We start from the raw sequence: 25,654 nt of genomic DNA on the forward strand, positions 1-25,654 counted from the left end.
TTCTTCAGCTGGACAACCATAGTATCGTACGGTCCTCGGAACGTTTTTTTCTTTTAAATATTCTTTTACAGCAAGTGTAGCTGCTAGTGAGCCTACACCAAGTAGGTTATGCCCTCACCCATGGCCATTTCCATTTTTTTGACCGGATCTGCTACTGCACACTTATCTCTTTGACTCAGCCCGGTAAGCGCATCGTACTCACCGAGAATAGCTATGATTGGATAACCGTGCCCATAGCTTCCAATAAAACCTGTTTCAAGAGAACTATAACTATGTATTTTTTAACATTAAGCAGTCTATAAGAGGTTGTTAATGTGAATGATTTATTAGCTAATATGAAAGGTTATCTTACATCTGTTATCCAAAACAGTTCTTATCAAATTTGGGCAAGTATTGATTCTGCAAATTTCAACATGATTTTTTCCAGTTCCTCATGCTCTTCTCTAATTTATGCTCCTCCAACTAGCCTACATAACGGGAGTGATTACTTTCAAAAGCATATTGTATATGAAGAGTAGGAAGAAATTTACTTATCCTTTCCAAATCGCTATGCGTTTGTTATTCGCGTGTTTGCTAAGCATCACTGGACCTCCCAACAAATAAAGCAGCTATCTGCTAACTTTTCTCCTTATGTGCTGCAAAAAAAAGCTAGAGCGGCACGAGCGAACGTGCTTATGAAAAGCATTAAGGAAATTTTCCTTTTACAAGACTTTGACTATCTATTAACAAGAATTCTTGGAAATGCTCTTTCGGTTATTTCTGTTGCGGATATAGGCGTGCTATGGATGTTTGATTCTTCCGCTCAATTTCTTGTGCCTCGCGCCTGAGCCGGGGGCCAAACAATGAAATTCAAAACATGAAAATGAAAGTTGGCGAAGGAATTATTGGAAAGACATTTCAACATAATAAAAGCTATATGTATACGAAGTTAGAGGATATATTACATGATTCTTCTACCATGACTCACGACAATATTCATTATCTTAATCAGTCTTATACATTTACAAACATTCAATCTATTATTTCTGTCCCCATTTGTATGGAAGAACAAACGGTATGCGTACTCATTATTTATCAAAACGGGACAATCCCTCTTTTAAATGAAGAGGATAAAGAATTGTTGGAAAGCTTTTCCGATCAAGTTTCTATTGCTCTCTTAAACTCAGCGCTTTTTGAAGATGTAAAAAAACAAAATGAACTTTTAACACGCCGCGATCAAATTCATCGCACATTCATGAATATTTCACTTCAAAGTAAAGGAATTGAACCAATACTTACCGAATTGCGCCGAATGGTTACATCTCCGGTCACCATTGTAGATTTTGTTGATAATAAGAGCTATGGCTTTTTGAAGTTCCTTGATATAGACACAAAAGCAGCTGAATTTCATACGCATTTTCTTTTGAATAGCAAACCTTGCTTTTATACCATTGATGCAAACAACCAGGCACAAAGCGTCTATATTCAACCCATACACGGTATTGGCACGCTCTTAGGATTACTTATTATAAAGGCAAACTAAGGAGACCTTTCCTCTTTAGATCAAGTGACACTCGAACAAAGAAACTCTGTTATTGCACTAGAAATGTTGAAAAAACAAACGTTAGTCGATTTATTTTACAAGCGAACGCATGAATTATTCAGTGAATACTTATCATGTTATGACACCACTTTGCTGTATCAAAAAGCATATTCTGGTCGCTCTTATTACCATTCGTGCACAAGCTGATCTGCATCTCTTAACTTTACATCTTCATCGCCTTGTGTCTGACATTAAATCTGTTTTCATTTCAAAAGCGCCGGTCGTATACGGATTCGACACCAAAGTAAACATTGTATTTACGCTTGACCCTTCTGAAGAGCAGCATGCTATTATCAAACAATTAGAGGATTTACTTTTAAAATGGCGTTACTATAATGAATGTCATGTAAAAATAGGAATTGGAAGTCGTTATTCTCGCTTTACTCAAATAGGAAAAAGTTATAGCGAAGCTGAAAAAGCTATCTCTTACCTTCTGTCTCAGCAGCAAGATAGATGCATGTTGTATGAGGAAATAGGAATTAACCGATTATTTATTAATCAATCGAAAGAAGAAGTAAAAACTTTTATTGATGAAGTCTTTGCCCTCTTAAAAACAATCACTTGAATGATGAACCTTTAGAGCAAATGCTAGAAGCGTACTTCGATAATAACCGCTCTGCTTCGCTTACAGCTAAGCAACTTCATATTCATGTTAATACACTCTATCAGCGGTTGAAAAAAATCGAAGAAAAAATGAACATATCATTTACAAATAGTGAACACCTATTAAAAATCCAATTGGTATGCTATTTAAAAAAATTTCACTACAGCTAAAAACCGATTCTTATTTTTAAGAATCGGTTTTTTCGGTGGAAAAAACAACCTCAAGTGATTGCTTCCAGCGGCTCAGTACCTCTTTAGAATCATGCAGCTGAAATTGAATTCCTGATGTCAAAACTGCATATTTTGCGTAATCTTCTTTAACAGCGGCTACTTCTCCCGTAAATAGCTCATAGCCTGATAACACAGGAGCTTCTTTTTTTAGCAAAAATTTAATGTAATAAGCTTTTCCTTCAATAACTAATGTAACGGTTGCTTTATGATTTTGTATCATGTTTGTTGAAGACGTTGTATTTTTCCATACTAACAGCTTGACGCGTGAGGAGCTAATAGCTAACAGCTCTCCTACGCTAATCATTGCTACGTGAGGAAAACCCTCGGGTGTCACAGTAGATAGCAACATTGCATCATGCTGTTTCCTTTCTAAGTCTTTTCCATTTAAAAATACACGCACGGCTTTTGGCAGCTCTGCTTTATTCATTTTACTTACCACCTCTGCTTATTAAGATTGGAGCGGCACAGGAGGCACATGTGTTGCTAGCGGTACGTCTTTTGGATTGACTTTAAATGGTCGAGGGTATTTTTCAGGGTTTGTGATCGTCTCAGGTTCAGAAGAACGCCAGGTAAACAAACATACATTGCATAAATAAATTTCCCAGGCTCCTTCAACTGGTGATTTAGACACTAAGTTCGCTTGTTTGGCTTCACATCTTGGACAAGTATGCATGTTGATTCCTCCTTGATTATTTTTGCATCATATTCGTTAAGATTTTTTCCCATTTTTCTGTTTCAAGCGGTGTATCTAGAGGCTGGGAGTAGTGACCTCTTGTTTCTGGTGCTACTGGTGTTGTAGCATCCAAAATCATTTTATCTGTAATACCAGCTGGCTCAGATCCTGGATCAAGCGGAAGAACCGAGAGATTAGGCACTGTTATAACATCATGTTTTGGGTGCATTTTTGTTGAGAGCGCCCACATGACTTGCGGTAAATTGAAGGGATCCACGTCTTCATCTACTAAAATAACTAGCTTGCAATATCCTAATCCGTGCGGCGTAGTTAATGCCCTCATACCAACAGCCTTAGCAAACCCTCCGTATCGGCTTTTTGTTGAAATGATAGCAACAAGCCCATGCGTATACATCGCGTTCACGGCTTCGATTTCTTCAGGGTATGCTTCTTTTAGCTGCTGATATAAAGGAACGCTTGTATTAATGCCAATTAAATAATCTGTTTCTGTCCAAGGCATACCGATATATAAACTTTCAAAAATAGGATCTTTTCGATGATATACACGGTTGATTTTGATAACAGGCATGCTTCTACCACCGGAGTAATGACCTGTAAATTCACCAAAAGGACCTTCATACTCACGTTCACCGGCTAAGATTTCTCCTTCTAAAATAACTTCTGCTCCCCAAGGCACATCTAAGTCAGAAAGTTTAGATTTCACAATTCTGTATGGTTCACCTTGAATAGCTCCTGCCATTTCATACTCTGATTGATCGTAATGAAGCGGTGTAGCAGCTGCTGTAACAATCGCAGGTTCACATCCTAAAGCAATTGATACAGGGAGGTTTTCACCTTTTTCTTCGGCTTGTTTTAAATGAATGGCAATATCGTGCTGTGGCACGGGCTGAATGCCTAGACGGTCTTTCCCTTTGACCTGCATACGATATATACCTACATTTTGTTTACCGAAATTGCCCTTATCATGCTGATCACGAGAAATAACGCACGCTTTATCTAGATAATAGCCTCCGTCTCCTTGATTTAAGCGAAACAACGGCAAAAGGTCGAATAAGTTAATATCGTCTGTTATTTCACACTCATGAAATGGCGCTGTTTCTTCTCTTTTCACTTCGACAGGAAATTTTTCATATCTCCGAGCAAACTCAAAGAACTGTTCTTTTACAGGAGTCGATTTAGGCAGTCCCATCATTAACGCGTGATTTGACCAGGAACCCATTACGTTTAGAGCTACCTTTGCATTGTGATATCCATAAATATTAGTAAACAATAACCCCGGCGTTTGATCTCCTAAATTACTGATGGCTTGACCTGCTGAACCCAAATCAGGATCAGGCTGCACTTCATCTGTAATCGTCAGCAGCTGCCCTTCTTTATGTAGCGTATCAAGGAAATCTCTAAAGTCTTTATAAGCCATTTTTATTTTCCTCCTTGTGATAAATGTTTAATTCCTTGCCATCTTTTTGCTTCAGAAAGCTCAATTCCCAACTGATCTAACGTTCGAACAGCAATATGTGTGACAATATCGTCGATCGTCATAGGTTTGTTATAAAAAGCTGGCATAGGCGGCACGAGGATAGCTCCCATTTTTGAAAGATCCAGCATGTTTTCTAAATGAATTGTATTTAAAGGCGTTTCGCGAGGAAGTAGCACAAGTGGCTTTCTCTCTTTTAACATCACATCTGCCGTTCTCGCTATTAAGTTATCTGCCAGTCCCATTCGAATAGATGCTAATGTTTTCATGCTGCAAGGACTAACAATCATTCCATCTATACGAAAAGAACCGCTTGAAATTTTTGCTGCTTGGTCTTGATATGAATAGCAATAATCTGCTAGCGCTTCTACTTGCTGAACGCTATAAGATGTTTCCAGCTTAATTGTGGCATGAGCCCAAGGTGACATGACTAAATGCGTTTCAACAGAAGCCTTCTTTAACAGCTCTAAAATTCGAATACCTAAAATAGCCCCCGTGGCTCCCGTTATTCCTACAGCTATTTTCATTTCCCTTCCTCCTCTCTGCTCTGGTTACACATTTAACTTTACACTTATTTTCCATACAATTAAAATATTGATAAAGTATATAATAATACCTTTAAAGTATGGAGTTGAATACAATGGAATTAAGACAGTTGCATTATTTTATTGTCATAGCTGAAGAATTAAATGTGACCAAAGCGGCGAAGCGTCTGCACATGGCTCAGCCTCCTCTAAGCAGACAGCTAAAGCAGCTCGAAAATGAGCTAGGCCTTTTACTCTTTGAACGAAACAATAACAAGCGCTTATTGTTAACAGTAGAAGGAGAGCTTTTTTTAAAACGAGCGAAAGAAATTGTGCAAAGGGTCGAAAAATCAGTATTGGAAGTACAGGAATGTAAAAACGTAACAAACGAAAAGCTTGAAGTAGGGTGTACAATCTACTGTGCATCAACGGTTCTCGATAAGCTAACTCTTATCCAAAAACAGTATCCAAACAGTACATTTAATATCTATGAAAACGAACCAGCTCATTTAAACGAATTATTGACGGAAGGAAAAATTGATGTAGCGGTCACCACTACAGACTTACCTTATCAACATGTCAAAACAAAAACACTTGCACCAGATGTCTTTGTTGTAGCAATTCCCAAAGAAAGCGGTTATGCAGAAGAAAAGATTTCAGTAGCTGAAATTGCTTCTCTCCCTCTTATTCTTCTTCGCTCAAACCGGGAAATAAGCATATATAATCGTATTGTGACGGAATTTGAAAAGATGGATATAACACCTAACATTTTATGTGAATGTCATGATTCAGCCATGCTTCTTAATTTAGTATGTCGTGGTCTTGGTGCTGCCATTGTCCCTTATTCAATGCTATCCTCTTTTTCACTAGAACATATTAAAATTTTAAACATAGAAGATAATCCATTTGTGATTGAGCCTTTAGTTACCTGGCGTACTGACAGTTATCTTCCCAAAATCGCCCGAGACTTTTTAAAGCTTTTTTAAATATAAATGCATAAAAAAAGACTTTACTAAGATAGCAAAGTCTTTTTTCTTTTATATGGATATATGTGATTACATTAACCAAGAAATTAACAATGGTAATGTAACAAGTGACATAATGGCACTAAGTACAAATGCTGAAGCCGTTTCACCAGCTAGGCTGTCAAAGCGAACTGAAATCATCGCTGCTACAGCTGAACCTGGGAACGCTACTAATAATACTAATTTTACGATGTCAGCTGATGATAGGCCCATTGCTGTTGCAATTCCTAACATCACAAGCGGCTGAATAGCAACTTTTAAAATCGCAATACCAAATGCTGCTGGGCTAAATTGAATTTTACGAATACCAATTGTTACCCCAACTGCGAATAGTGCCGCACCAGACGTAATTGAACCAATTTGGTCTAAGCTGCTTGATAATAAATCTGGAGCTTGGAAGCCAAATAATACTAATACTACGGCGATTAACGGAACACAGGCTAATGGCTCAGAAAGACCGTGTAAGATTGATTTGATTGTTACTTTAAATAAGCTTTCTTCTGAATCATCTTCGCTTTTTTCACGTTGTCCAACCGTACCAATAATAGTGGCTAAAGGATCAAGCATCGCGTTTACTACAATACCCGTAATGGCGATTGGAATCGCTACTACATCCGCACCAAACAAGCTACCTAATACGGGAATACCCATAAATGCAAACGTTGGTTGCGTAGAGTTTAGAGAGAACATTGATGCTCCTGTTAATGAGTATTTGAATACATATTTTGCAACAAGTAAGAAAAGAACATAAAATCCAATAATACCAAGAACTAATGCTAATAAAAACGGCCACTTTTCAATAAGCGTTTGTTTTGATGTTGTCGTAATACCAACGAATAGATGTGCAGGTAACGCAAATTTTGTTACAAGCGTATTTAACCCTTTAGATGTCGTTGCATCAAACTTTTTAAAATACCCTGCTAAATAACCTAGCAAAATAACAAAAAAGATTGGGGTTAAAATAATAAAGATTTGACTAATTTCCATTTTTGAACACTCCATTGTCTAGATTAGAATCAATCATATAATTTTGCTTTCTTAGAAAGGTAATTATTTTCTAAGGCTTGTCTATGGATCTTGTTTACGTCAGGCCATTCATCTCCCCTTTTGCTAAATATCTCTACGAATATGAAGTAACGTATAATGGTTCATTAAAACGCATGGACTTTGTTTTTCTGCAATCATTTCTTTACTTCGAGGCTGTTCATTTAGTTAACGTCAAATCACACAAAACTTGTCATACAATACAGTAACTATACAACCTTATTGAAAACTTGTCATACAATCATGTTGCTAGCTTACTTAGACTGAAAAAAAACACCTTCAAATGAAAGATGCTTAATCTTATAACGAAAGAAAGCTACTTTTGATTGACGAGGAATGATGTGTAAGAGTTTGAAACTCCCAGTTAGAAAATTCCATAATTTCACAAGTTCTTTACAAATAATTTTACGTATTTGTATATTGCTTTCTGTGACGAATTTATGAACATGTTTTAACTTAACATTTGTAGGGCAATTATTCAATTACATTGCTTAAAATTTTAATGAAAAAAATATTTTAATCCTGTTTTTTTTACATAAAATAGATAAATATAGTCTTAAAGATCTATATATTATTCGTTAAAAAGAAGATGGCTCATCTGTCATCTTCTTTCGTTCACTTTATTTAATGGTTACGCTTAAATCATAACGTTATTTTATTTTAGCATCAATAATAGAAAAATTGTGTTCTTCTGAAAACCACGCTTTAATTTTTTCTTTTGCTTTTAGTTTAACATCTTCATCAATGTACATGGCAACTTGAATCAATGCAAGCCCTAAAGCTCCTAAATCATCTGTAAACCCAATTCCTGCTGCAAAGTCCGGAATTAAATCTAAAGGAAGAATAAAGTACCCTAATGCTCCTATTATAACTGCTTTGGCTTTTGGCGGAATATCAGGCTTTTGCAGCGTGTAGTATAAAAGCAATACGGCATAAACAACGTTCGCTCCCGCTTTTTTACCAAACTTTTTAAGCTTGTCCCAAAATTTTTCTTCCGAATAGTATTTGGCTGTTTCCTCTGTACGAACGGCTACAATTTCTTGTTTCTCTTCCATACCGATCACCCTTTCATCACCATATGTACTTATTATAAACGATTATCTCTACCCGATTCCATTGAGAGATTAAACTCCATAAACCTGCACAAAGCAGGCTTAGGAATTTTTTAATGAATAATGCTTCATAACGATGGTAACTAAGTCATTCAGCGCTGTTTTACTTTTAGAATGATTTTCAAACTGTTGAATGAGATCCATATGTTCAAGCAACACTTCGTAATTACCCGTCATCTTTCTGAGAACTTCATATGCGGAACTATTCAAATCCACTTGTATTTTTAAATCCTCCAGCTGTACTAAATACTCGTTCCAGCGCTGGTCTTGTTCTAGTAGCAGCCATACAATTTCCTTTATCGCTTTCCGCACATCGGATTCCATCTTTTCATCTCCTTTGATAAACAGATATAACAAAGTCTATGAAAAAAACGAGCTTTTTCATGCCCTAATTAAGCAAAAAGAGTTCCTTTTATTTTATAATAAGCCCGCTTAAAAGCTCTTCCCATACTTTATCATCGCGCAGTACGTCCATTGAAAAAATAAGTGCATGTAAGACACACGTATACGGCAAGTCCCAATTAGCTTCAGACAAAAGTTCTTTTTCACTATTTGTCAGCAACAGGATATAGAAATCGTTTTTGACCATTCCCTTTAAGATATGCTCTAATTCTTTTGCTTCTTCATACGTTCCACCCATACGAATAAACAATATACAAGAACTAGTTTCCAGCGACGTTAAAAACCGCTCCGTTCTCCGCTCATATTTTTCTTTAACTTCATTATACGAAAGCCAGTTATCTTCTGTATTAATAGACGATGGAAAATCATGAGCAGAATCAATTTGATACACCTTATCTCGCAGTCTAAGCGTGGAACCATCTCCGAAAGAACTGACGTAGGTTAAATGTTCATATAAAAATAAATCTTTACAGCGATTTTTCAGAAGCTTATTTACATGAGAAAGAGAAATACTAATACACCAGTCAATCACGCCGGCTTGTTTTCGCAAAGAATATTTTTTCATGTATATCCCTGGAAAACAGTTATAGCCTAAACTGTATATCATATCGTACCGTTTGCTTTTTAGTTCACTTAAAGTAACCATATTCATCCTCCCTTCTCCTATAAAATATGACAACCTTTTATAGAAAGAGGCGGCTTCTGCCTTATACTGTACAAGCTTTTTGCTTCTTAGGAGCTTGTGTAATAAAAGAAGAACCATTTAACGAAAATAACCGAAGCAAAATATTTTGGAACTCGAAAGATTATTGTTAAAATACTTGTATTCCATTGAAATAACAAGGCGTATGAAGTCTTTAAAGAAAGAAGATGAAATTGATGAGTAAAGAATTAAAAGATATTCCGATTTCCGTATTGGATCTTTCTCCTGTAGTCGAAGGAGGAACTGTATCTGACTCACTTAGAAATACATTAGATTTAGCTCAGCACGCTGAAAAATGGGGGTATAACCGCTACTGGCTAGCTGAACATCATAATATGACAGGTATTGCAAGCTCCGCTACCTCTGTTGTAATTGGCCATGTAGCTGCAGGCACCTCACGCATTCGCGTAGGTTCTGGCGGTATTATGCTTCCTAACCACTCTCCGCTTGTTATTGCGGAGCATTTTGGAACGCTTGAATCACTATTTCCAGGGCGTATTGATTTAGGCTTAGGGAGAGCACCCGGGACAGATCAACTGACAGCACATGCGCTGCGACGTGATCGCAGAAGCGACGGCAGTGACTTTCCAGAACAACTAGCTGAACTACAAGAATACTTTAAACCTGCTTCAGAAAGCCAAATGCGCGTTAAAGCTGTTCCAGGGGAAGGGTTAAATATTCCGATTTGGCTACTTGGCTCAAGCGGTTTCAGCGCACAGCTTTCTGCTCAGCTAGGTTTGCCATTTTCATTTGCAAGTCACTTTTCACCTAATAATACAATGACAGCTCTTAATATGTATCGCCGTTATTTTAAGCCGTCTGACGTGTTAGAGAAACCATATGCGATGCTAGGTGTAAACGTAATTGCTGCTGATACAGATAGAGAAGCTGAACGCTTGGCTACTTCTATGCAGCAGCAGTTTCTAAATTTAATTCGAAACACACCAGGTAAACTAAAAGCTCCTGTGGATAATATGGATGAATTATGGACTGACTTTGAAAAAGCTTCTCTTCAACAGCAGTTGGGCTCTTCCATTGTCGGAAGCCCTGAGACAATTAAAGTCAAGCTTGAACAATTTATTGAAGAAACAGAAGCAGATGAACTTATGATTAATGCTCAAATTTACAATCATAAAGCTCGCCTTCGTTCGTACGAAATTGTTTCTCAGCTGTTCAAATAATAAAAAGGCCGGATATGTCGGCCTTTTTTATTTACTTTCCACTGCTTCAAGAAGTAAATCTGCAAGATGAATCGCTCTTACACTTCCTTCTGCTCCTTCTCTTATTACACCTAGCTTCATTTGAATGAGACAGCCAGGGTTTGCTGTTACAATTGTATGTGCATGCGTTTCTTTCACTTTTTCCATTTTGTAATCCAAAATTTGCATGGACATCTCTTGTTCCGTTAAGTTATAAATACCCGCTGATCCACAGCAATGATCGGCATTTTCCATTTCGTTAAACACCGATCCGTTAATCGCTTGGATTAGTTTTCTCGGTGCGCTGGACGTTTTCATCACGTTTTTCAAATGACACGAGTCTTGATACGTAATAATTTGACTTGGAAGCGATAACTTTTGTTTTTCCATAAATTGCTGCTGTAATAGAATCTCTGAAAAATCTTTGACTTTTGCAGAAAAAGCCGCAGCTCTTTCTTCCCATCCTGGTTCATCTTTTAATAAATGATCGTATTCCACTAACAGCGCACCGCATCCTCCTGCATTAAGAACAATATCATCGGCTTGAATGGATTCAAACGCTATAATATTTTGCTTCGCTAACTTCTTTGCTTGATCTTTTTCTCCTCCGTGCGCATGCAGTGCACCACAGCACGTCTGCAATTCCGGTATTATGACTTTACACCCCGCTTTTTGTAAAAGCGCAATCGTTGCATTATTTGTTTCCATAAACATCGTATCCATTAAACACCCTGTAAAAAAAGCAACCGTACGCTCTGCTGTTCCTTCTGCTTCAAATAAAAAAGGTCGCTCTTTCATTTCTTTTTTAGTTGGCACAGGCGGAAGCGTTTTTTCCATTTGTGCTAGATTACCGGGGAAAACATTTAATATATTTGTTTTTTGAACAGCTTTTTGCAAGCCGCTTCTTTGATAGAAAGCAAGCAGAGAATGTACATTTTTTAATCGTTCTTTATGCGGAAAAAGCTGGTCAAATACCATATGTCTGAGCGCTTTTACCGGCCATTTATGTTTTTTCTTCTGCTGAATAATATCACGCGCTTCTTCTAATAAATGCCCGTACTTCACACCCGAAGGACAAACAGGTTCACACGCTCGGCAGCCAAGACAAAGGTTCAATTGTTTTTCAACGGATTCATCAGGTTCAATGAGCCCGTCTACCACTCCTTTCATTAAGGCAATTCTCCCACGCGGTGACGCTGCTTCATATTGATTCGTTTGTCCATACGTAGGACAGCTAGGCAAACAAAAACCGCATCTCATACAATTCATTAACTCGTCATAATCTAAACGCTCTTTGAACGCTTGCTGAATGTCTTTTGTTGCCGTCATGAACGAACCACCACTCTTTTTCTTGTGTCTTTAGCAAAAATTTTACCTGGATTCATAATTCCTTGTGGGTCCAGAGCATACTTGATTGCTTTCATCGCAGCTACTCCTTCTCCGCCCATTTTTAACGCTAAATACGGTGCTTTCATTTCTCCCACTCCGTGTTCGCCCGTAATCGTTCCCCCAAGCTCGATAGCTTTGTGGAAAATTTCCTCGAAAGCTTGTTCGACACGCTGAAGCTCTTCTTCATCGCGTGCATCCGTTAAGCAAGTTGGATGCAGATTACCATCTCCCGCATGACCAAACGTACAGATTTTAACGTTATATTTTACAGCAATTTCGTTAATCGCTTTTACCATTTCACTAATTTTAGACCGAGGAACGGTTGCGTCTTCTAAAATCGTCGTTGGCTTCATTCGCGCTAAAGCAGAAAGCGCAGATCTTCTTGCTGTACTTAAAGCTTCTGCTTCTGCTTGCGAAGCCGCTACTTTTACCGATACAGCCTTTCCTTCGCTGCAGATGCGTGAAATCATTTCGATATCGCGATTCACTACCTCTGGTGGGCCATCTTGTTCAATCAATAAGACAGCGTTTACATCTGTTGGGAGCCCAACTTGTGCAAAATCTTCTACTACTTCGCACGTGGGCTGATCTAGAAATTCAAGCGTAGCTGGAATAATTTTATGCGCAATAATAGCTGAAACGGTCTTAGCAGCTGCATCCATGTCTTCAAATAGTGCGAGCAGGGTTTGTTTTGTTTCTGGTATTGGAATGAGCTTTAAAATTGCTTCTGTCACAACGCCAAGCGTTCCTTCAGAACCGACAAACAAGTTCGTTAAATCGTATCCGGCTACATCTTTAGCTAGCTTGCCTCCGGTCTTAATGCAGTCGCCGTTTGCAAGCACTACTTCAAGACCAAGAACATAATCTTTTGTCACGCCGTATTTTAAACCTCGTAACCCTCCTGAGCATTCATTGATGTTTCCCCCGATGGTTGATATTTTCATAGAGCTTGGATCAGGAGGATAAAATAAACCTTTTGCCTCTACAGCCTTAATTAAATCTAACGTTATAACGCCCGGCTGAACGGTAACGGTTAAATTTTCTTCATCAATTTCCAAAATTTTATTCATTCGGTTAAATGTAAGAACAACTCCACCTTGCGTTGGACACGTTCCTGCGCTTAAATTTGTACCTGAACCTCTTGGAACAATAGGAACATGATCTTCATTACATATCGTTAAAATCCTTTTCACTTGATCTTTGTTTTCGGGCATAATAACCGCATCAGGAAGCGACTGAAAGTTAGGTGTTGCGTCATAAGAATACACGAGTCTTGCCTCACCGCTATCTTGAAAATTGGCTGCTCCTACAACTTCAACAAGCTTTGCTTTTGTTTGTTCATTAAGCATAACGTTCCTCCTTATATGTATCTCTTAATCTTATTATAGTGGCAGAAGCAACATGGGACTATGGATAAAAGACTAAAAAAAAGGGCTTTAAAAACTCGTTTTTTGTATGTTTATCTAATGAAGAGCGCACTTCACTCTAGTAGAGACAGCGCAAGGTAAAAAAGCGTGAGGCCCTTTACGCTTTTTGGATCAATGCCTGTTAGCTCTTTCATTTGTTTCAAGCGGTAATGTAGCGTATTAATATGAATATGTAAATCAATCGCCGTTTTTTTTAATGATTGATCATTGTCCAAATAATATTTCAGCGTTTCGAGAAGCTCCTTTTCTTTTTCAAGGGAGGAAAGCACTCGACCCAAAAATTCCTTTTTTACGGGTTCAGAAACGTCTTCTAAAATCATGTCCATCAGCAGTTCCTCGTAAAAAACGACGGTTTGACGTTTCGAAGCCACTTTAAGCGCTTTTTTCGCTTCTTCATATGAAGCATGCAAATCAAATTGCTCCGCTGGCTTTCCTACGCCAATGGTTATAATAACTTGGTTGTTTGCTTGAATGTACTGCTGACATTTTTTCAATTCTTCTTTAAATCCTTGTCTTGCCTTTTCACTTACAGCCTCTTTCAGTAAAAGCAAGCGGTCGTATCCCCAGTTTGCGATATAATCTCCTTCATCTTTATGACTTTCAAACCAGTAGCGAATCATTTCTTGTACCTGCTGCTGCTTATTTTTAGAAAGAGATGAGTCAAATTGAAACAGAGTGCAGCAATAAGAACTGTCTACTTGTACTCCTAAAGTATGACCTCGTTCCATAAATTCTGCATCTACTTGCTGGCCATAAATCCATTCACGAAAAAAAGCTTCCACTCCTTTATTTTCCCATTCCTTTGCTTCTATATAATATGCTTCGCGAATAATTAACTCCGTTAATCTTCGAATAATGTCTGCAAAAGGCTCAACAGCTTCTGGAGTACCTGTAATGCCAATAACGCCAATAATGTCTCCTTGATAGCTGATGGGTAAGTTAATACCTGGCTTAACACCTTTTAAATCCGCTGCCTCTTTTTTGGAGATATATAGTTTTTGCTTTCTTTGCATCACCTTCCATGCACCTTCATGAAAACAGCCAACCCGCTTTTCTTCCGTTGAGGCAATAATAATTCCACGTGGATCCGTTACAATCACATGTTCTTTCATCACAAGCTGCACTTCTTTTATAATTTTCCTCGAAAGCTCAGACACAAGCTGCACGTTGTCTACACCTCATCTGTAATCATTTAAAAGAGCTGAAAGAATCGTTTTCTCTCAGCCCTCCTTTTTTTATTACGCGTTCACTTTTTCAGCTTTTTTTAGTACTTTAAGAAATTCTTTCATAAACTTAGGTAAATCAGGCCAAGCTTGTCCTGTTACTAAGTTTCTGTCTACGTGAAGCGTCTGTTCAATAAACACAGCACCCGCCGCTTCTACTTCCGGGCGACAAGCAGGATAAGCCGTTACTTCTCTGTCTTCCAGGTACTCTCTCACCGTCGTTAACACGAGCTGACCATGACAAATAACGCCTAAAGGTTTACTTTCTTTTAAAAAATGAGCAGCAATTTCCTGAACTTTTGTGTTCATTCGAATGTATTCAGGCGCTCTTCCTCCAGGAATAATAAGTCCATCATAATCAGCGGGATCAACTTCATCTACGGAAGCGTGAGAATCAATTTTATATCCTGTTTTCTCTGTGAATGTTTCCATTTCTGGAAGGAAATCATGAACAACCGTTTGGAGCTTCTTTTTCACGGGGGAAGCAATGGTACACTGAATATCTTCTTCTAAGCAGCGATAGTACGGATAGAAAACTTCTAAAGCCTCCACGGCATCTCCTGTTAAAATTAAGATTCGTTTACTCATCTTTCATCACCTTTTCTTTCTTAATGTCGTCATTTACTTCTTCTCTCCAACTGCTTTTCATTCCTGCTTTTTCCTCATATGAATAATAAAAAAAAGCAGGGCCTTCATTCCTTCATCAGGAATGTCAGCCTTGCTTTTTATCTTGTAATCTTTTTAATTCAGCTGTTAATTCGATAAACCAAGCTTCGTCTTTCGTTAACAACGCGAGATCAATCAATGAAAGAATCTGCTCTTCATGCACCGTTTTTTGAAGGGGCAGCTTCTCTATTTTTTCATCCATCATGCCAATGGTTGTTCCCACCATTTTTTCATCATCACTTTTCACCACATTGATTAGTGCTGCTTTTTTAGACGGATTAATCGTTTTAATATATCCATATATAAGTTCACCATCGCGAGACTTTCCTTTGACCCAGTCGCCTACTTTTAAATTTCCTTCAAATAGCTTCATAGTCATTCTCCCTTCTTCATAAACATGCTAAAAGCTAATATAACGGCATATAGTATTGCAGAAAGTAGTGTAATCATAATACTTACAGTTTAGAAAGTCAAAGAATCTGTTTTATAGCAAAAAGCTTGGAATATAACTAAATCACTCCAATCTAAAAACAAACAGATGGGGTAAATGATTTAGCATGGATCACTTAGTACACCGCTGTTGATTTCCGTGCAAGGCTCCTCTTTCCGCGCTGGAGTCTTCGCCTTGCCCTCCAATCAACCGCTAGAAGTAACTACATACATGAAACCTACGTTCACCATCACAATAAAAAAATCCGAACGAAGTTGATTCTCAAATAAGAACCTGGATTCATCGTTCGGATCTTTCTTCAACTAAACTACTTTTGTCCTAGCCTCTTTATTTATTATACGAGTCCAGTTAAGCTGTAGATTCCAATGATTAAGAAACATGCAAGCGTTTTTATAATAGTGATAGCAAAAATATCTCGGTAAGACTGTTTGTGGGTTAACCCCGTAATAGCAAGCAGTGTAATAACGGCTCCGTTATGAGGGAGCGTATCCATACCACCTGATGCCATTGCTACAACTCTATGCATAACTTCAGGAGGAATGTTGTACTGATTAATAGCTTCTACATACTTATCTCCCATCGCACTAAGCGCAATTCCCATACCTCCAGAAGCAGAGCCTGTAATACCTGCCAAAATATTGGTGGTGACGGCTCCATTGACAAGCGGATTTGTAAACGTATGTGAAATACCGTCACGAACGACTGCAAACCCAGGGAGAGATGAAATAACGCCTCCAAAGCCGTACTCAGCTCCCGTATTCATCGCAGCAAGAAGCGCTCCGCCAATACTTGCGTTAAGACCTGCTTGGAAACCGGTGGTCACTCTCTTCCAATCATACGCAATCGTTGCAATAATTCCGATAACAAGTGCCAACTCCACTGACCAAATACCAACAACTGCGGTTAAATCTACTTTTCCGAACGCTTCAAGGCCAATTTTGGCAAAATCAAAACCGTCTGGATACCATTTTGGAATAGAAACGGTGAAAAATTTGTTTGCAACCCCTACAAGCACAAGAGGAACAAATGCAAGAATCTGTCTTGCTACGCTAGGTTCATAGTTAGGTTCTGTAGAAGGTACAGACTCTTTTTCTAGTTCTGCAGCAGCCGCTAGTTCATTATTAAATCCGTAGTAGCCTTCTCCAGCTTTTCTCGCTTTTTTGCTTCGACTTTCTAAATACCAAAGACCTAAGCTAAAGACAATAACCGATCCGATAATCCCCAGTGTCGGAGCAGCATAGATGTCTGTTTTAAAAAAAGTCGTTGGAATAACGTTTTGAATTTGCGGTGTACCCGGAAGCGCATCCATGGTAAACGAAATAGCTCCTAATGCAATCGTTCCCGGTACTAACCGTTTTGGAATATTCGCTTCACGGAATAAGTTAGCCGCAAACGGATAAACTGCAAACGCAACAACGAATAAACTTACTCCGCTATACGTTAAGATTGCCCCCATTAAAACAATAGCCAAGATGGCACGTTTAGCCCCTACTACTTTAACAATGGTTTTCGCAATCGACTCAGCGACTCCAGACATTTCAACCATCTTCCCGAAGACAGCTCCTAATAGAAAGACAGGGAAGTAGTTTTTAATAAACCCAACCATTTTCTCCATAAAAACATTTGAGAAAAACGGGAGTGCATAGCTTGGTTCCGTTAAAATAACGGCTAGTAACGCACAAAGCGGAGCAAACAAAATAACTGAAAATCCGCGGTAAGCAATCAGCATCAAAAGCCCCAGAGACAGCAAAATAATCAGCAAATCCATAACGTTTCCCCTTTCATCCCTCAATCAATTTGTCTTGAATTCATCTTATTTTTTATAAAGTGTAGACTCAAACTCATATTCATAGCACGTGTAATAAAGCTGAATAATTTCTTCTACCGTCGGTACAACCGGATGGTTAGCAGGACTTCCGCTTTGAATCGCATCCGCTGCCATTTTCTCAACCGCCGCGTAAAATAGCTGTCGATCAATGCCCCACGATTGAAGATTAGGAATGTCTAAATCGATACAAAGCTGCTTAATGGCTTCAATTAACACATTTGCTCCTTCTTTTTTGGTATATGATACATTTGGAAAAAGAGCTTGTCCTATTTCACCTAAACGATCTATTGAAGCCTCTTTTGTATAATCCAAAACGGCAGGCAAAAGCATGGCATTAGAAATCCCGTGCGGCACATGGAATAACGCGCCAATAGGTCGTGACATCCCATGCACTAGAGCAACGGATGAGTTTGAAAACGCCATTCCCGACAGCATAGAAGCATAGGCCATTTCGTTTCTTGCTTGAATATTTTCTCCATTTCTGTACACAAGGCGGATATTTTTCATGATTAATTCAATCGCTTGAATCGCAAGTGAATCTGTAAACGGATGCGCTTTTCTAGATAAATACGCTTCCACTGCATGACTGAGTGCATCAATTCCTGTAGCTGCTGTCACATTTTTCGGACATGATCGAGTTAATAACGGATCAACAATGGCTGTATCAGGCAATAATTGAGGACTTGCGAGCATCATTTTCACATCATACGCCGTGTCTGTAATAACCGTCGCTTTGGTCACTTCTGAGCCTGTTCCGGCAGTCGTAGGCACCGCAATCAAAGGAAGAGGGCTATCCTGAAAATTTCGTTGCTTTTGAAAATACGTGCGTAGATGTCCTTCATTTGTCATCATAACGGCAACCGCTTTTCCAGTATCGATACAGCTGCCTCCCCCTAAAGCAATAACCACATCGCACTGCTCCGTTTTACATACAGCAAGCGCTTCATCTAGATGAATATCCGTTGGCTCTGAATTCACCCCTGTATACACGGCACAGTCCATGCCAACCTCTGCTAAGTAACGACGACAAGTTTCTACATTTCCTGCTTTCACCATAACGTCATCACTTATAAGCAATGCTTTTGTTCCCAGCAGTTCAGCCTGCTTTCCTATTTTAGAAAATGATCCTTCTCCGTATAAAACCGTGCGTGGTACAAGTAATTCATAAATTGCCACTGTTTTTCCCCCTTGTTATCTCGCTAACAATCTCTCCTTCCGTATTTTCACGCTGACTTATGTAAGCGATTTCATTTGTTCGTGCAAAAAACCAACATGAACTTCGTTTTTCTCCCCTATTTATTCTCTTTTTATATACCCCTTTCCTCTTTCATTCTAAAATTTCATCTTATATTTTTCAATCTTTTTTTGTAACTTTTTAAAAATTACAAAAAAAGCCAGAGGTATTCTCTGACTTTATCATTTAAATAAACTTTTGAACAGTATTATTTCGATTTAATTTATAAATAGACAGCAGGAAAAAAACGAGCGCAAAAGCTAGTAAAATACTGATATTTAACCATAGGCTGCTTAAAACAGCTCCTTGTTGAACACTTTTTAACGTGCTTAACACCCACGTTTGAGGAAGAAAATCGGCTATTTTCTGCATCACATCCGGCATGAATTCAGGCGGGAAAAAGCACCCTGACAGTAAACAAGTTGGCGTAATAATAAGCGTCTGAAGACCATTCGCTGCTTTTGAACTTTCTGTAAAAGCGATAATTACAAGCGACAAGCCGATGGCTACTAGCCCAAACAGTACTAAAATCAAAAACAGCTGCCAGACGGGAATGTTCATATCTACGTGAAAAAGAGTCGTAATACAAACAAGTGTAATCATTACTTGTAAAGTTAATAAAATCATGTTTGTAATAACATTGGATATCACGTATTGCCTTGCACTAACTGGAGAAGCTAACAGTCTAAAATACGTTCGCTGCTCTTTTTCTTTTGTAATAAGAGCGGATAAATTCACCGCAGAAAAAAGCATAAACATAATTAAATACCCAATTGTCTGCTTGACAATATTCTGATCTGTTCCTTTGTCTTCAAGTGCATGCGTAGACACGTGAAACGGCGCTTTTTGATAGCTCTCATACATTTGTTTAAACTCAGCATCGTTACCCTCAGCTGCTTGATTAAGCGCAGAAATATTATCAATATATTGATACAAATAAGACTTAATAAAGCTCGTTACTTCTGCTCCTTTTATTGAAGTGATCGTAATATGATCTGGTTGGTTCGTTTTGACGCTTTCAGAAAACCCTTTTTCAAATGTAATCACTGCATCAATTTTCTTTGAAGTAATTTCATGATCCACTTCTTTGTCAGTGAGCATTTTGACATTTGTTTTGTGCAGCCCTTTTAAAAACTGAACTGTATCTTTTGTGATATCCGTTGAGTCGTGATTGACAACTCCGATATTCACCGAAGCTCCTCCTGCATTTCCATAAATAAGAACAGACATTAAAATACCTGCAATAGGCAAACCAATAACAAGCACAAGCGTTCTTTTGTTTCTAAGCAGCATATTTCTCAGCATATTCGTTACAAGCCACATGATATTTTTCATGTTATAACCCCTCTCTCTTTCTCAAAAGCACAATTGCTATACCCAAGAATAAAATAGAGAAGCCTACATTCAATCCAATAACTGGAAGAGAAGCACCGATATCATTTGTATAAATCAATTTAATAAGTCCATTATTCATCCAAGTTAAAGGTGATACATTGACGAAGCCCTCTCCAGATCCATTTTGAAAATAGGTTCCTCCCACAATACAAGACACTTGAATAACAACCATGATGATCGCTCTTGCCGCCGCTTCTGTCTTAGTTAGGTAGCTAACTCCTAACCCAAAACTAATGGTAAAAAGAATTTGAGATACTAACATCAGCAGTACTAGGAGTAAATGATCTCCCCAGTTGGCGTGAAAAAAGTATTTAGTCGACATAATCACGACTAATACACAAATCGAGTGAACCAAAACAGTACCTAAAATTTTCCCTGCAAAAATTTCAGCAGTTTTAATCGGAGCTGCTACTAATCGATTGGCTGTATTTCGCATACGCTCTCCTCTAATTAAATAACTCGCTGAGATAGATCCATACAAAACAATCATGGTGGTCATTGAAATGGCGTAGTAGTCTATTGAATTAGGCTGTTTTTGAGAATGAAGGGATGTTTCTTGAATATAGTCACGCTTAGACGCACGTAGCAGGTTATCCACTTGCTGGGGGTTTACTTTGGCCACTTCCATAGCCACATTGTACTTATCAACAAACGTACTTAACATACCTTGCACCATGTTAAATTCAATGCTGTTTTCTTCATTTCCGTAAAGATGAATTTCTTGATCTTTCACTTCTGCATACGCTGTATAGCGCTGCTCTTTTACTTCTTTTTTTCCATTCTGATCTTTTTTCAGCTTTTTAAAGTGAATGCCAGATTTTTTGGCATTTGCAGCAAACTGCTTAAAAGCAGCAGATGCTTCATTACTTGTGTCAATTTTATATAGAACGTAACTGTCGTCTATCGTCATATCGTTATTGAAGGCTTGAGACAAAGCCGTTCCTAAAATAAGGACAAGAGCTAGCGGAAAGAGAATCATAAAGATAAAGGCACGTTTATCTCGCAGATCACTTTTCATTTCTTTCAAAGCAATTGCAATAATATTCATTCGTTATTCCTCCTTTCTTTTATAAATCTCTTAGACTGCGTCCTGTCAACGTCAGAAAGACCGTCTCTAAATTTGGTGCTTGTTCTTTAACTGCTTTAATTTCGATATGGTGCGTCATTAAATAATGAAGGACTTTGTTCAAGTTATTCACTTCTGCACTTGAATTAATTTTAATGATTCCATCTTCATACGTAACGGCTGTTACGCCGGGAATTTCTTTTAGATCGCTGCAATCTATATCATCGGCTGCTTTTACTTCAATCCAAATATCTTTTGTATCGGTAATAATAGCTTTCAGCTGCTCTTTTGTTCCTTCAGCAATAATTTTGCCGTGATCAATAATCGCAATCTTTGTACATACCTCTTCTACTTCTTCCATATAGTGACTCGTATAAATGATTGTGCTTCCCATCTCATTTAGCTTTTTTACAGATGTTAAAATATAATTTCTTGACTGAGGATCAATGCCCACCGTCGGTTCATCCATAATGATAAGCTTTGGGCGATGAGCAATTGCGCATGCGATATTTAACCTTCGTTTCATTCCTCCTGAAAAACTTTTCGGATACGCCTTTTGTTTATCTAAAAGCCCCACAAACGCTAAAGCTTCTTCGACTCGTTCGTTAAGCAATGAGCCTCTTAATCCGTAAAGTCCTGCAAAAAACTTCACATTTTCATATGCTGTCAAATCTTCATAAATCGCTAAGTCTTGCGGAACAATTCCAATGTTCACCTTTGCAAAATTTCGATGTTTCTTTATATTTTTCCCGAGCACTTCAATATCGCCGCTATTGCTTTGAAGCAGACTAGCCACCATATGAATGGTTGTGCTTTTCCCTGCTCCGTTTGTTCCTAAAAAGCCAAATATATCTCCTTCTTCTACTTGTAAAGATAAATTATCTACCGCAATAAAATCTCCAAATTTCTTTGTTAATTTTTGAATTGATAATACGTTCATCATTTCACCTCTAGTGTGTTGGTATATCCTTATTTTATGAAAAAAAGGCAAACTTACGTCAGTGCATAAGTTCACCTTTTCCCCATGAGAAATCTCATTATTTATGTATGAAGTTTCTCACCTATCGGCAGCAGTGTAGTAACAGAAAATCCGTTTGCCCCGTCAACAATGACCGTTCCGTTAATTGAAGCAGCTCGTTCTTCCATTCCTGCTATACCAAGTCCTTTTTGAAACAAAAGAGCGCCTTTTCCATTGTCTTTTACTTCTACTTTAACCATTTTATTGAGTACATGAAGCTCAATCGCAATCATCGTTGCTTCTGCGTATCTTAAGGCGTTTGTAATAGCTTCCGTTATATTTTCATGGATAATTTTCCACTGAAGAGGCGTAATAAGATCTAAATTCCCTTTGTATACAAGAGGCATGGCTATACTATGCTTGGCCTCGAATTCACCAATAAATAATTTGAGCCTGCTGATTCCTATTTGCTCAGCTGGAGGCTTTATACTTTTTAACGTTAATCTAATTTCTTCAATACCTTCTTTAGAAATCGTAATCGCATTTTGAAGAAGAGACAGCGCTTTTTCTTGATCATGCTTCATCACATGCTTCGCTGCCTCCATTTGAATAAGCGCTCCTGTCATTGAATGACCAATCTTATCGTGAATTTCCTGCGATAGTCGATTTCGCTCTTCTAATTTTGAAGCATATTGAGACTGTCTCACGTACTCTTTATTTTCATTGACATACTTTTGCAGTTTTTGCATACTTACTCTCATTTCATCGAGCTTTTGTTCATAATTGATGGTCCGTTTTTGATAGAGAGCTACTCCTGTATAAATAAAGAAAGTAAACGCAGCGACTAAAGCATACAGCGCACTAATATCAGAGGGAACAAGCAGCACTGGAAGCAAAACAATCAGCAGCACCATCCATTTTTTTGCGACTGATTCTCCAATGAGCTCACAAAGGTTTAGCGGCAAAAGAAGAAAAAACAACGGATGAAGTTTATACGCACAATATAAGATAAGGACAATTGAAATAGCAGCAAACATACGCTTGAACACGCTTTTTTTCACAATAGACGAGGCGATATTAACACAGCTGTAAAGAAGCAGCGCTAACACAATAGCTGAGATGGAGTGTACATAATTAAACTGAATGTATGTAATAGCCAAAAACAGCATAAGGATGAGCTTAGTCATCATTAACCCGACTTCCATAGCCCTACTTTCCTTTACCAGTTAAATAATAAATAGCAATTTGAGTGCGGTGTTCGAGTCCCGTTTTACTTAAAATCGAACTAATATAGTTTGCTACAGTACCTTCTGAAATAAAAAGTGTTTTAGAAATTTCTTTATTCGAAAGCCCCTTGGCAATCAGCGTCATAATGCTTGTTTCACGCTCTGTAAACTGTGTCATATCTGCTTTTGAATTGCGATCAGATGTAGCGTTTAAACTTGATTTAATCTTATCAAGCACAACATCTTGAAGAACCGTATGCCCGTTGAACACACTTTTGATTGCGTCTCGAATGCGCTCTGGTTCTGTATTTTTTAACAAGTAGCCTTTAGCTCCGTTTTTTACAGCGTCAATAATATATTCGTCGTCATCAAACGTAGTTAAAATAAGCGGCTTTGCTTGCGTTGACTCTGAAATGAGCTTTGTAGCCTCCACACCGTCCATAACAGGCATTCTTACATCTAACAATGCAATATCGACGGAATAATTTTTGCAATATTGAACGGCTTCCCGACCATCTTTTAAAGTAGCCACTACGTCGAAATCCTCGTATGTATTTAATATGATTTTCATTCCTTCTCGAATAAACGAATTATCATCTGCAATAATAATAGTAATTTTCATTTCTGTAAGTGAGAATACCTCACCTTTTTTCACATCCTTCTTTCACATCCATCCGCATGCTTCTCATTTATTGTATCCATAATAAACCAAAAATTCAATGTGATAGTTTGCAGTCTTTTCTAAGCATTAAAAAAGAGTAAACCCTCGCAGATTTACTCTTTTTCCCGTTACTTCTGCGCTAACTTGATTACCGTTTCTAAAAGCACATTTACACCTTTTTCGCATTCTTCCCAAGGAGTAAATTCTTCTTCACAGTGACTTTTTCCGTTTACGCTCGGAATAAAAATCATAGCTGTCGGAATATAGCTAGCTAAAAACTGTGCGTCATGTCCAGCTCCGCTTACCATTCGCTTATAGGAATAGCCAAGCGAACGAACGGATTCTTCTACTTCATCGCAAATGGTTTTGTCGAACCAAACGGTATCACGTCCCCAAAGCTTGGTGACTCGCACTTCGCAGCCTTCTAACAGCTCCGCTTGGTCAGGCAGTGACTGAATGACTTTTTCCACGGATGCAATGATGTCTTCATCTGTATGTCTCGCTTCAAGCGAAAAAATAACTTTATGTGGAATAACGGTATGAATATTAGGCAGTACGTTCATACGACCCATTGTATAGACTAAATTTGAATCTAATCTGCCGAGCTCATGACGGGCTTCAGAAATTAAATTATTGGCTGCAAAAAGCGCGTCTTTTCGCATATCCATCGGCGTCGTGCCAGCGTGATCTGACTCTCCGGTAACTTCAATTTCATAGCATACCATTCCGAGCACACACTCGACTACGCCAATAGATTTGGCTTCTCTTTCTAAAATAGGTCCTTGTTCAATATGTAATTCCACAAATGCCGAGGCTTTCGTCAGACGGTTACTCGTATCACCTTCATACCCGCACGCTTGAAGCGCTTGCTCAAAGGTCACGCCGTCAACATCCATCTTCTTCATCATAACGTCTTTTTGAAATTTGCCCGATAAAATACCTGAAGCCATCATAGAAGGCTCAAAACGCGCCCCTTCTTCATTTGTAAAGTTAACAATCGTAATCGGTACCTTCGGCTTAATATTATGTTCAACCAGCGTTCTTACTAATTCTAGTCCTGCAACTACACCGAGTATTCCGTCAAATCTTCCGCCTTTTTTTACGCTGTCCATGTGTGAGCCTATCACAACAGGCGGCTTATCTTCTAGTCCTTCAAGCGTGGCGTAAATACATCCAAGGTCATCGATTTTAATATCCATTCCAAGATCACGGCAGCATGAACAAAAATAATCTCGTGCTAACCGATCTTCTTCTGACAGCGCTAAGCGGGTTACGCCGTTATTCGGTGTTCGTCCATAATCGGCAAATCGTTCAAGCGTATTTTTTAACCTTTCTCCATTCACTGCTACTTTTTGTCGTTGCAACTCAACCACTCTCCTCATTATTTGGTTATAAAGTGCGTCTAAGATGCTGTGTTAATGAATATCATTCATTATGACATAAAATAGGCGATATCACTTGAAGTCTGTTAGAACCCCTTCCATTATTTTTATAATGAAAGTGCGCAGCTTGCCTTATGTATCTATTAGCTTCAAAA

27 protein-coding genes are annotated in these 25,654 nt (G+C 38.3%); 6 read left to right on the plus strand and 21 right to left on the minus strand.

Translation table 11 applies throughout. The features are described 5' to 3' along the window. The first annotated feature begins 674 nt into the window (after positions 1 to 674). From ACLHDF_RS20580 to ACLHDF_RS20595, 4 genes are all read left to right on the plus strand, one after another. Positions 675 to 827, plus strand: coding sequence for a hypothetical protein (locus ACLHDF_RS20580; RefSeq protein WP_413920503.1), 153 nt, complete (start codon positions 675 to 677; stop codon positions 825 to 827). A gap of 29 nt (positions 828 to 856) precedes the next feature. Further along, complete coding sequence (locus ACLHDF_RS20585) at positions 857 to 1,522, plus strand: GAF domain-containing protein (RefSeq protein ID WP_413920504.1); 666 nt, start codon at positions 857 to 859, stop codon at positions 1,520 to 1,522. 121 nt (positions 1,523 to 1,643) lie between these two features. Then, positions 1,644 to 2,147: a hypothetical protein gene (locus ACLHDF_RS20590; RefSeq protein WP_413920505.1), complete on the plus strand. Its 504-nt coding sequence runs from the start codon at positions 1,644 to 1,646 to the stop codon at positions 2,145 to 2,147. Positions 2,148 to 2,167: 20 nt separating this feature from the next. Further along, complete coding sequence (locus ACLHDF_RS20595; RefSeq protein WP_413920673.1) at positions 2,168 to 2,356, plus strand: PucR family transcriptional regulator; 189 nt, start codon at positions 2,168 to 2,170, stop codon at positions 2,354 to 2,356. A 16-nt stretch (positions 2,357 to 2,372) separates the two neighbouring features. Here the strand turns inward: ACLHDF_RS20595 and ACLHDF_RS20600 are convergent, their stop codons facing one another. From ACLHDF_RS20600 to ACLHDF_RS20615, 4 genes are read right to left on the minus strand one after another with little or no spacing between them, the layout of a single operon-like run. Beyond that, positions 2,373 to 2,843, minus strand: coding sequence for a pyridoxamine 5'-phosphate oxidase family protein (locus tag ACLHDF_RS20600; RefSeq protein ID WP_413920506.1), 471 nt, complete (start codon positions 2,841 to 2,843; stop codon positions 2,373 to 2,375). Between the two features lie 21 nt (positions 2,844 to 2,864). Continuing rightward, positions 2,865 to 3,089, minus strand: coding sequence for a non-oxidative hydroxyarylic acid decarboxylases subunit D (locus tag ACLHDF_RS20605; protein ID WP_216889755.1), 225 nt, complete (start codon positions 3,087 to 3,089; stop codon positions 2,865 to 2,867). 16 nt (positions 3,090 to 3,105) lie between these two features. Next, complete coding sequence (locus ACLHDF_RS20610; RefSeq protein WP_413920507.1) at positions 3,106 to 4,527, minus strand: non-oxidative hydroxyarylic acid decarboxylases subunit C; 1,422 nt, start codon at positions 4,525 to 4,527, stop codon at positions 3,106 to 3,108. A 2-nt stretch (positions 4,528 to 4,529) separates the two neighbouring features. Continuing rightward, positions 4,530 to 5,111, minus strand: coding sequence for a non-oxidative hydroxyarylic acid decarboxylases subunit B (locus ACLHDF_RS20615; protein ID WP_413920508.1), 582 nt, complete (start codon positions 5,109 to 5,111; stop codon positions 4,530 to 4,532). A 113-nt stretch (positions 5,112 to 5,224) separates the two neighbouring features. Here ACLHDF_RS20615 and ACLHDF_RS20620 point away from each other — a divergent pair, with 113 nt between their 5' ends. After that, a complete protein-coding gene (locus ACLHDF_RS20620; protein ID WP_413920509.1) occupies positions 5,225 to 6,094 on the plus strand; it encodes a LysR family transcriptional regulator in 870 nt (289 codons plus the stop codon). Positions 6,095 to 6,163: 69 nt separating this feature from the next. Here ACLHDF_RS20620 and ACLHDF_RS20625 read toward each other — a convergent pair whose 3' ends face one another. The 4 genes from ACLHDF_RS20625 to ACLHDF_RS20640 form a co-directional block, all read right to left on the minus strand. Continuing rightward, on the minus strand, positions 6,164 to 7,120 hold the full coding sequence (locus ACLHDF_RS20625) for an AEC family transporter (RefSeq protein WP_251393283.1): 957 nt from the start codon (positions 7,118 to 7,120) through the stop codon (positions 6,164 to 6,166). A gap of 707 nt (positions 7,121 to 7,827) precedes the next feature. Next, on the minus strand, positions 7,828 to 8,232 hold the full coding sequence (locus tag ACLHDF_RS20630) for a YkvA family protein (RefSeq protein ID WP_413920510.1): 405 nt from the start codon (positions 8,230 to 8,232) through the stop codon (positions 7,828 to 7,830). Positions 8,233 to 8,331: 99 nt separating this feature from the next. Beyond that, the gene (locus tag ACLHDF_RS20635; protein WP_413920511.1) at positions 8,332 to 8,613 is read right to left on the minus strand and encodes a hypothetical protein; all 282 of its coding nucleotides are present in this window, start codon (positions 8,611 to 8,613) and stop codon (positions 8,332 to 8,334) included. An 88-nt stretch (positions 8,614 to 8,701) separates the two neighbouring features. After that, on the minus strand, positions 8,702 to 9,343 hold the full coding sequence (locus tag ACLHDF_RS20640; RefSeq protein ID WP_413920512.1) for a DUF1796 family putative cysteine peptidase: 642 nt from the start codon (positions 9,341 to 9,343) through the stop codon (positions 8,702 to 8,704). Between the two features lie 227 nt (positions 9,344 to 9,570). On the opposite strand from ACLHDF_RS20640, the gene ACLHDF_RS20645 reads away from it, so the two are divergent. Further along, complete coding sequence (locus tag ACLHDF_RS20645) at positions 9,571 to 10,575, plus strand: LLM class flavin-dependent oxidoreductase (RefSeq protein ID WP_413920513.1); 1,005 nt, start codon at positions 9,571 to 9,573, stop codon at positions 10,573 to 10,575. A 27-nt stretch (positions 10,576 to 10,602) separates the two neighbouring features. Here ACLHDF_RS20645 and ACLHDF_RS20650 read toward each other — a convergent pair whose 3' ends face one another. The 13 genes from ACLHDF_RS20650 to ACLHDF_RS20710 form a co-directional block, all read right to left on the minus strand. Then, positions 10,603 to 11,922, minus strand: coding sequence for a (Fe-S)-binding protein (locus tag ACLHDF_RS20650; RefSeq protein ID WP_413920514.1), 1,320 nt, complete (start codon positions 11,920 to 11,922; stop codon positions 10,603 to 10,605). Further along, a complete protein-coding gene (gene glcD / locus ACLHDF_RS20655; RefSeq protein ID WP_413920515.1) occupies positions 11,919 to 13,331 on the minus strand; it encodes a glycolate oxidase subunit GlcD in 1,413 nt (470 codons plus the stop codon). The genes ACLHDF_RS20650 and glcD overlap by 4 nt, the downstream gene beginning before the upstream one ends. A gap of 131 nt (positions 13,332 to 13,462) precedes the next feature. Continuing rightward, the gene (locus ACLHDF_RS20660) at positions 13,463 to 14,575 is read right to left on the minus strand and encodes a CdaR family transcriptional regulator (RefSeq protein WP_413920516.1); all 1,113 of its coding nucleotides are present in this window, start codon (positions 14,573 to 14,575) and stop codon (positions 13,463 to 13,465) included. 72 nt (positions 14,576 to 14,647) lie between these two features. Then, a complete protein-coding gene (locus tag ACLHDF_RS20665; protein ID WP_413920517.1) occupies positions 14,648 to 15,220 on the minus strand; it encodes a DJ-1/PfpI family protein in 573 nt (190 codons plus the stop codon). Positions 15,221 to 15,344: 124 nt separating this feature from the next. Next, complete coding sequence (locus ACLHDF_RS20670; RefSeq protein ID WP_413920518.1) at positions 15,345 to 15,671, minus strand: IDEAL domain-containing protein; 327 nt, start codon at positions 15,669 to 15,671, stop codon at positions 15,345 to 15,347. A gap of 412 nt (positions 15,672 to 16,083) precedes the next feature. After that, positions 16,084 to 17,517: a GntP family permease gene (locus tag ACLHDF_RS20675; protein WP_413920519.1), complete on the minus strand. Its 1,434-nt coding sequence runs from the start codon at positions 17,515 to 17,517 to the stop codon at positions 16,084 to 16,086. Positions 17,518 to 17,562: 45 nt separating this feature from the next. Further along, positions 17,563 to 18,753: an iron-containing alcohol dehydrogenase gene (locus ACLHDF_RS20680; protein WP_413920520.1), complete on the minus strand. Its 1,191-nt coding sequence runs from the start codon at positions 18,751 to 18,753 to the stop codon at positions 17,563 to 17,565. Positions 18,754 to 18,997: 244 nt separating this feature from the next. After that, entirely contained in the window at positions 18,998 to 20,146 is a 1,149-nt protein-coding gene (locus ACLHDF_RS20685) for an ABC transporter permease (protein ID WP_413920521.1), read from the minus strand. A gap of 1 nt (position 20,147) precedes the next feature. Beyond that, positions 20,148 to 21,254 (minus strand): ABC transporter permease, encoded by a 1,107-nt coding sequence (locus ACLHDF_RS20690; protein ID WP_413920522.1) that lies wholly within the window; start codon positions 21,252 to 21,254, stop codon positions 20,148 to 20,150. Between the two features lie 19 nt (positions 21,255 to 21,273). After that, entirely contained in the window at positions 21,274 to 22,212 is a 939-nt protein-coding gene (locus tag ACLHDF_RS20695; RefSeq protein WP_413920523.1) for an ATP-binding cassette domain-containing protein, read from the minus strand. Positions 22,213 to 22,313: 101 nt separating this feature from the next. Beyond that, positions 22,314 to 23,435, minus strand: coding sequence for a sensor histidine kinase (locus ACLHDF_RS20700; RefSeq protein WP_413920524.1), 1,122 nt, complete (start codon positions 23,433 to 23,435; stop codon positions 22,314 to 22,316). Positions 23,436 to 23,439: 4 nt separating this feature from the next. Further along, positions 23,440 to 24,078 (minus strand): response regulator, encoded by a 639-nt coding sequence (locus ACLHDF_RS20705; protein ID WP_413920674.1) that lies wholly within the window; start codon positions 24,076 to 24,078, stop codon positions 23,440 to 23,442. 167 nt (positions 24,079 to 24,245) lie between these two features. Then, positions 24,246 to 25,481, minus strand: a complete 1,236-nt coding sequence (locus tag ACLHDF_RS20710) for a Zn-dependent hydrolase (protein WP_413920525.1) — start codon at positions 25,479 to 25,481, stop codon at positions 24,246 to 24,248. Positions 25,482 to 25,654: the final 173 nt, after the last annotated feature.

Source organism: Priestia megaterium (assembly GCF_046599315.1).
Taxonomy (GTDB): domain Bacteria; phylum Bacillota; class Bacilli; order Bacillales; family Bacillaceae_H; genus Priestia; species Priestia megaterium_F.

Coding starts and splice junctions, on each gene's coding strand:
- ACLHDF_RS20640 (WP_413920512.1), bottom strand. CDS start 9,343: ATGAATATGGTTACTTTAAGTGAACTAAAAAGCAAACGGTACGATATG.
- ACLHDF_RS20665 (WP_413920517.1), bottom strand. CDS start 15,220: ATGAGTAAACGAATCTTAATTTTAACAGGAGATGCCGTGGAGGCTTTA.
- ACLHDF_RS20685 (WP_413920521.1), bottom strand. CDS start 20,146: ATGAAAAATATCATGTGGCTTGTAACGAATATGCTGAGAAATATGCTG.
- ACLHDF_RS20675 (WP_413920519.1), bottom strand. CDS start 17,517: ATGGATTTGCTGATTATTTTGCTGTCTCTGGGGCTTTTGATGCTGATT.
- ACLHDF_RS20645 (WP_413920513.1), top strand. CDS start 9,571: ATGAGTAAAGAATTAAAAGATATTCCGATTTCCGTATTGGATCTTTCT.
- ACLHDF_RS20605 (WP_216889755.1), bottom strand. CDS start 3,089: ATGCATACTTGTCCAAGATGTGAAGCCAAACAAGCGAACTTAGTGTCT.
- ACLHDF_RS20705 (WP_413920674.1), bottom strand. CDS start 24,078: ATGAAAATTACTATTATTATTGCAGATGATAATTCGTTTATTCGAGAA.
- ACLHDF_RS20635 (WP_413920511.1), bottom strand. CDS start 8,613: ATGGAATCCGATGTGCGGAAAGCGATAAAGGAAATTGTATGGCTGCTA.
- ACLHDF_RS20580 (WP_413920503.1), top strand. CDS start 675: ATGAAAAGCATTAAGGAAATTTTCCTTTTACAAGACTTTGACTATCTA.
- ACLHDF_RS20620 (WP_413920509.1), top strand. CDS start 5,225: ATGGAATTAAGACAGTTGCATTATTTTATTGTCATAGCTGAAGAATTA.
- ACLHDF_RS20615 (WP_413920508.1), bottom strand. CDS start 5,111: ATGAAAATAGCTGTAGGAATAACGGGAGCCACGGGGGCTATTTTAGGT.
- ACLHDF_RS20700 (WP_413920524.1), bottom strand. CDS start 23,435: ATGGAAGTCGGGTTAATGATGACTAAGCTCATCCTTATGCTGTTTTTG.
- ACLHDF_RS20585 (WP_413920504.1), top strand. CDS start 857: ATGAAAATGAAAGTTGGCGAAGGAATTATTGGAAAGACATTTCAACAT.
- ACLHDF_RS20595 (WP_413920673.1), top strand. CDS start 2,168: ATGCTAGAAGCGTACTTCGATAATAACCGCTCTGCTTCGCTTACAGCT.
- ACLHDF_RS20625 (WP_251393283.1), bottom strand. CDS start 7,120: ATGGAAATTAGTCAAATCTTTATTATTTTAACCCCAATCTTTTTTGTT.
- ACLHDF_RS20650 (WP_413920514.1), bottom strand. CDS start 11,922: ATGACGGCAACAAAAGACATTCAGCAAGCGTTCAAAGAGCGTTTAGAT.
- ACLHDF_RS20610 (WP_413920507.1), bottom strand. CDS start 4,527: ATGGCTTATAAAGACTTTAGAGATTTCCTTGATACGCTACATAAAGAA.
- ACLHDF_RS20695 (WP_413920523.1), bottom strand. CDS start 22,212: ATGAACGTATTATCAATTCAAAAATTAACAAAGAAATTTGGAGATTTT.
- ACLHDF_RS20600 (WP_413920506.1), bottom strand. CDS start 2,843: ATGAATAAAGCAGAGCTGCCAAAAGCCGTGCGTGTATTTTTAAATGGA.
- glcD (WP_413920515.1), bottom strand. CDS start 13,331: ATGCTTAATGAACAAACAAAAGCAAAGCTTGTTGAAGTTGTAGGAGCA.
- ACLHDF_RS20630 (WP_413920510.1), bottom strand. CDS start 8,232: ATGGAAGAGAAACAAGAAATTGTAGCCGTTCGTACAGAGGAAACAGCC.
- ACLHDF_RS20690 (WP_413920522.1), bottom strand. CDS start 21,254: ATGAATATTATTGCAATTGCTTTGAAAGAAATGAAAAGTGATCTGCGA.
- ACLHDF_RS20670 (WP_413920518.1), bottom strand. CDS start 15,671: ATGAAGCTATTTGAAGGAAATTTAAAAGTAGGCGACTGGGTCAAAGGA.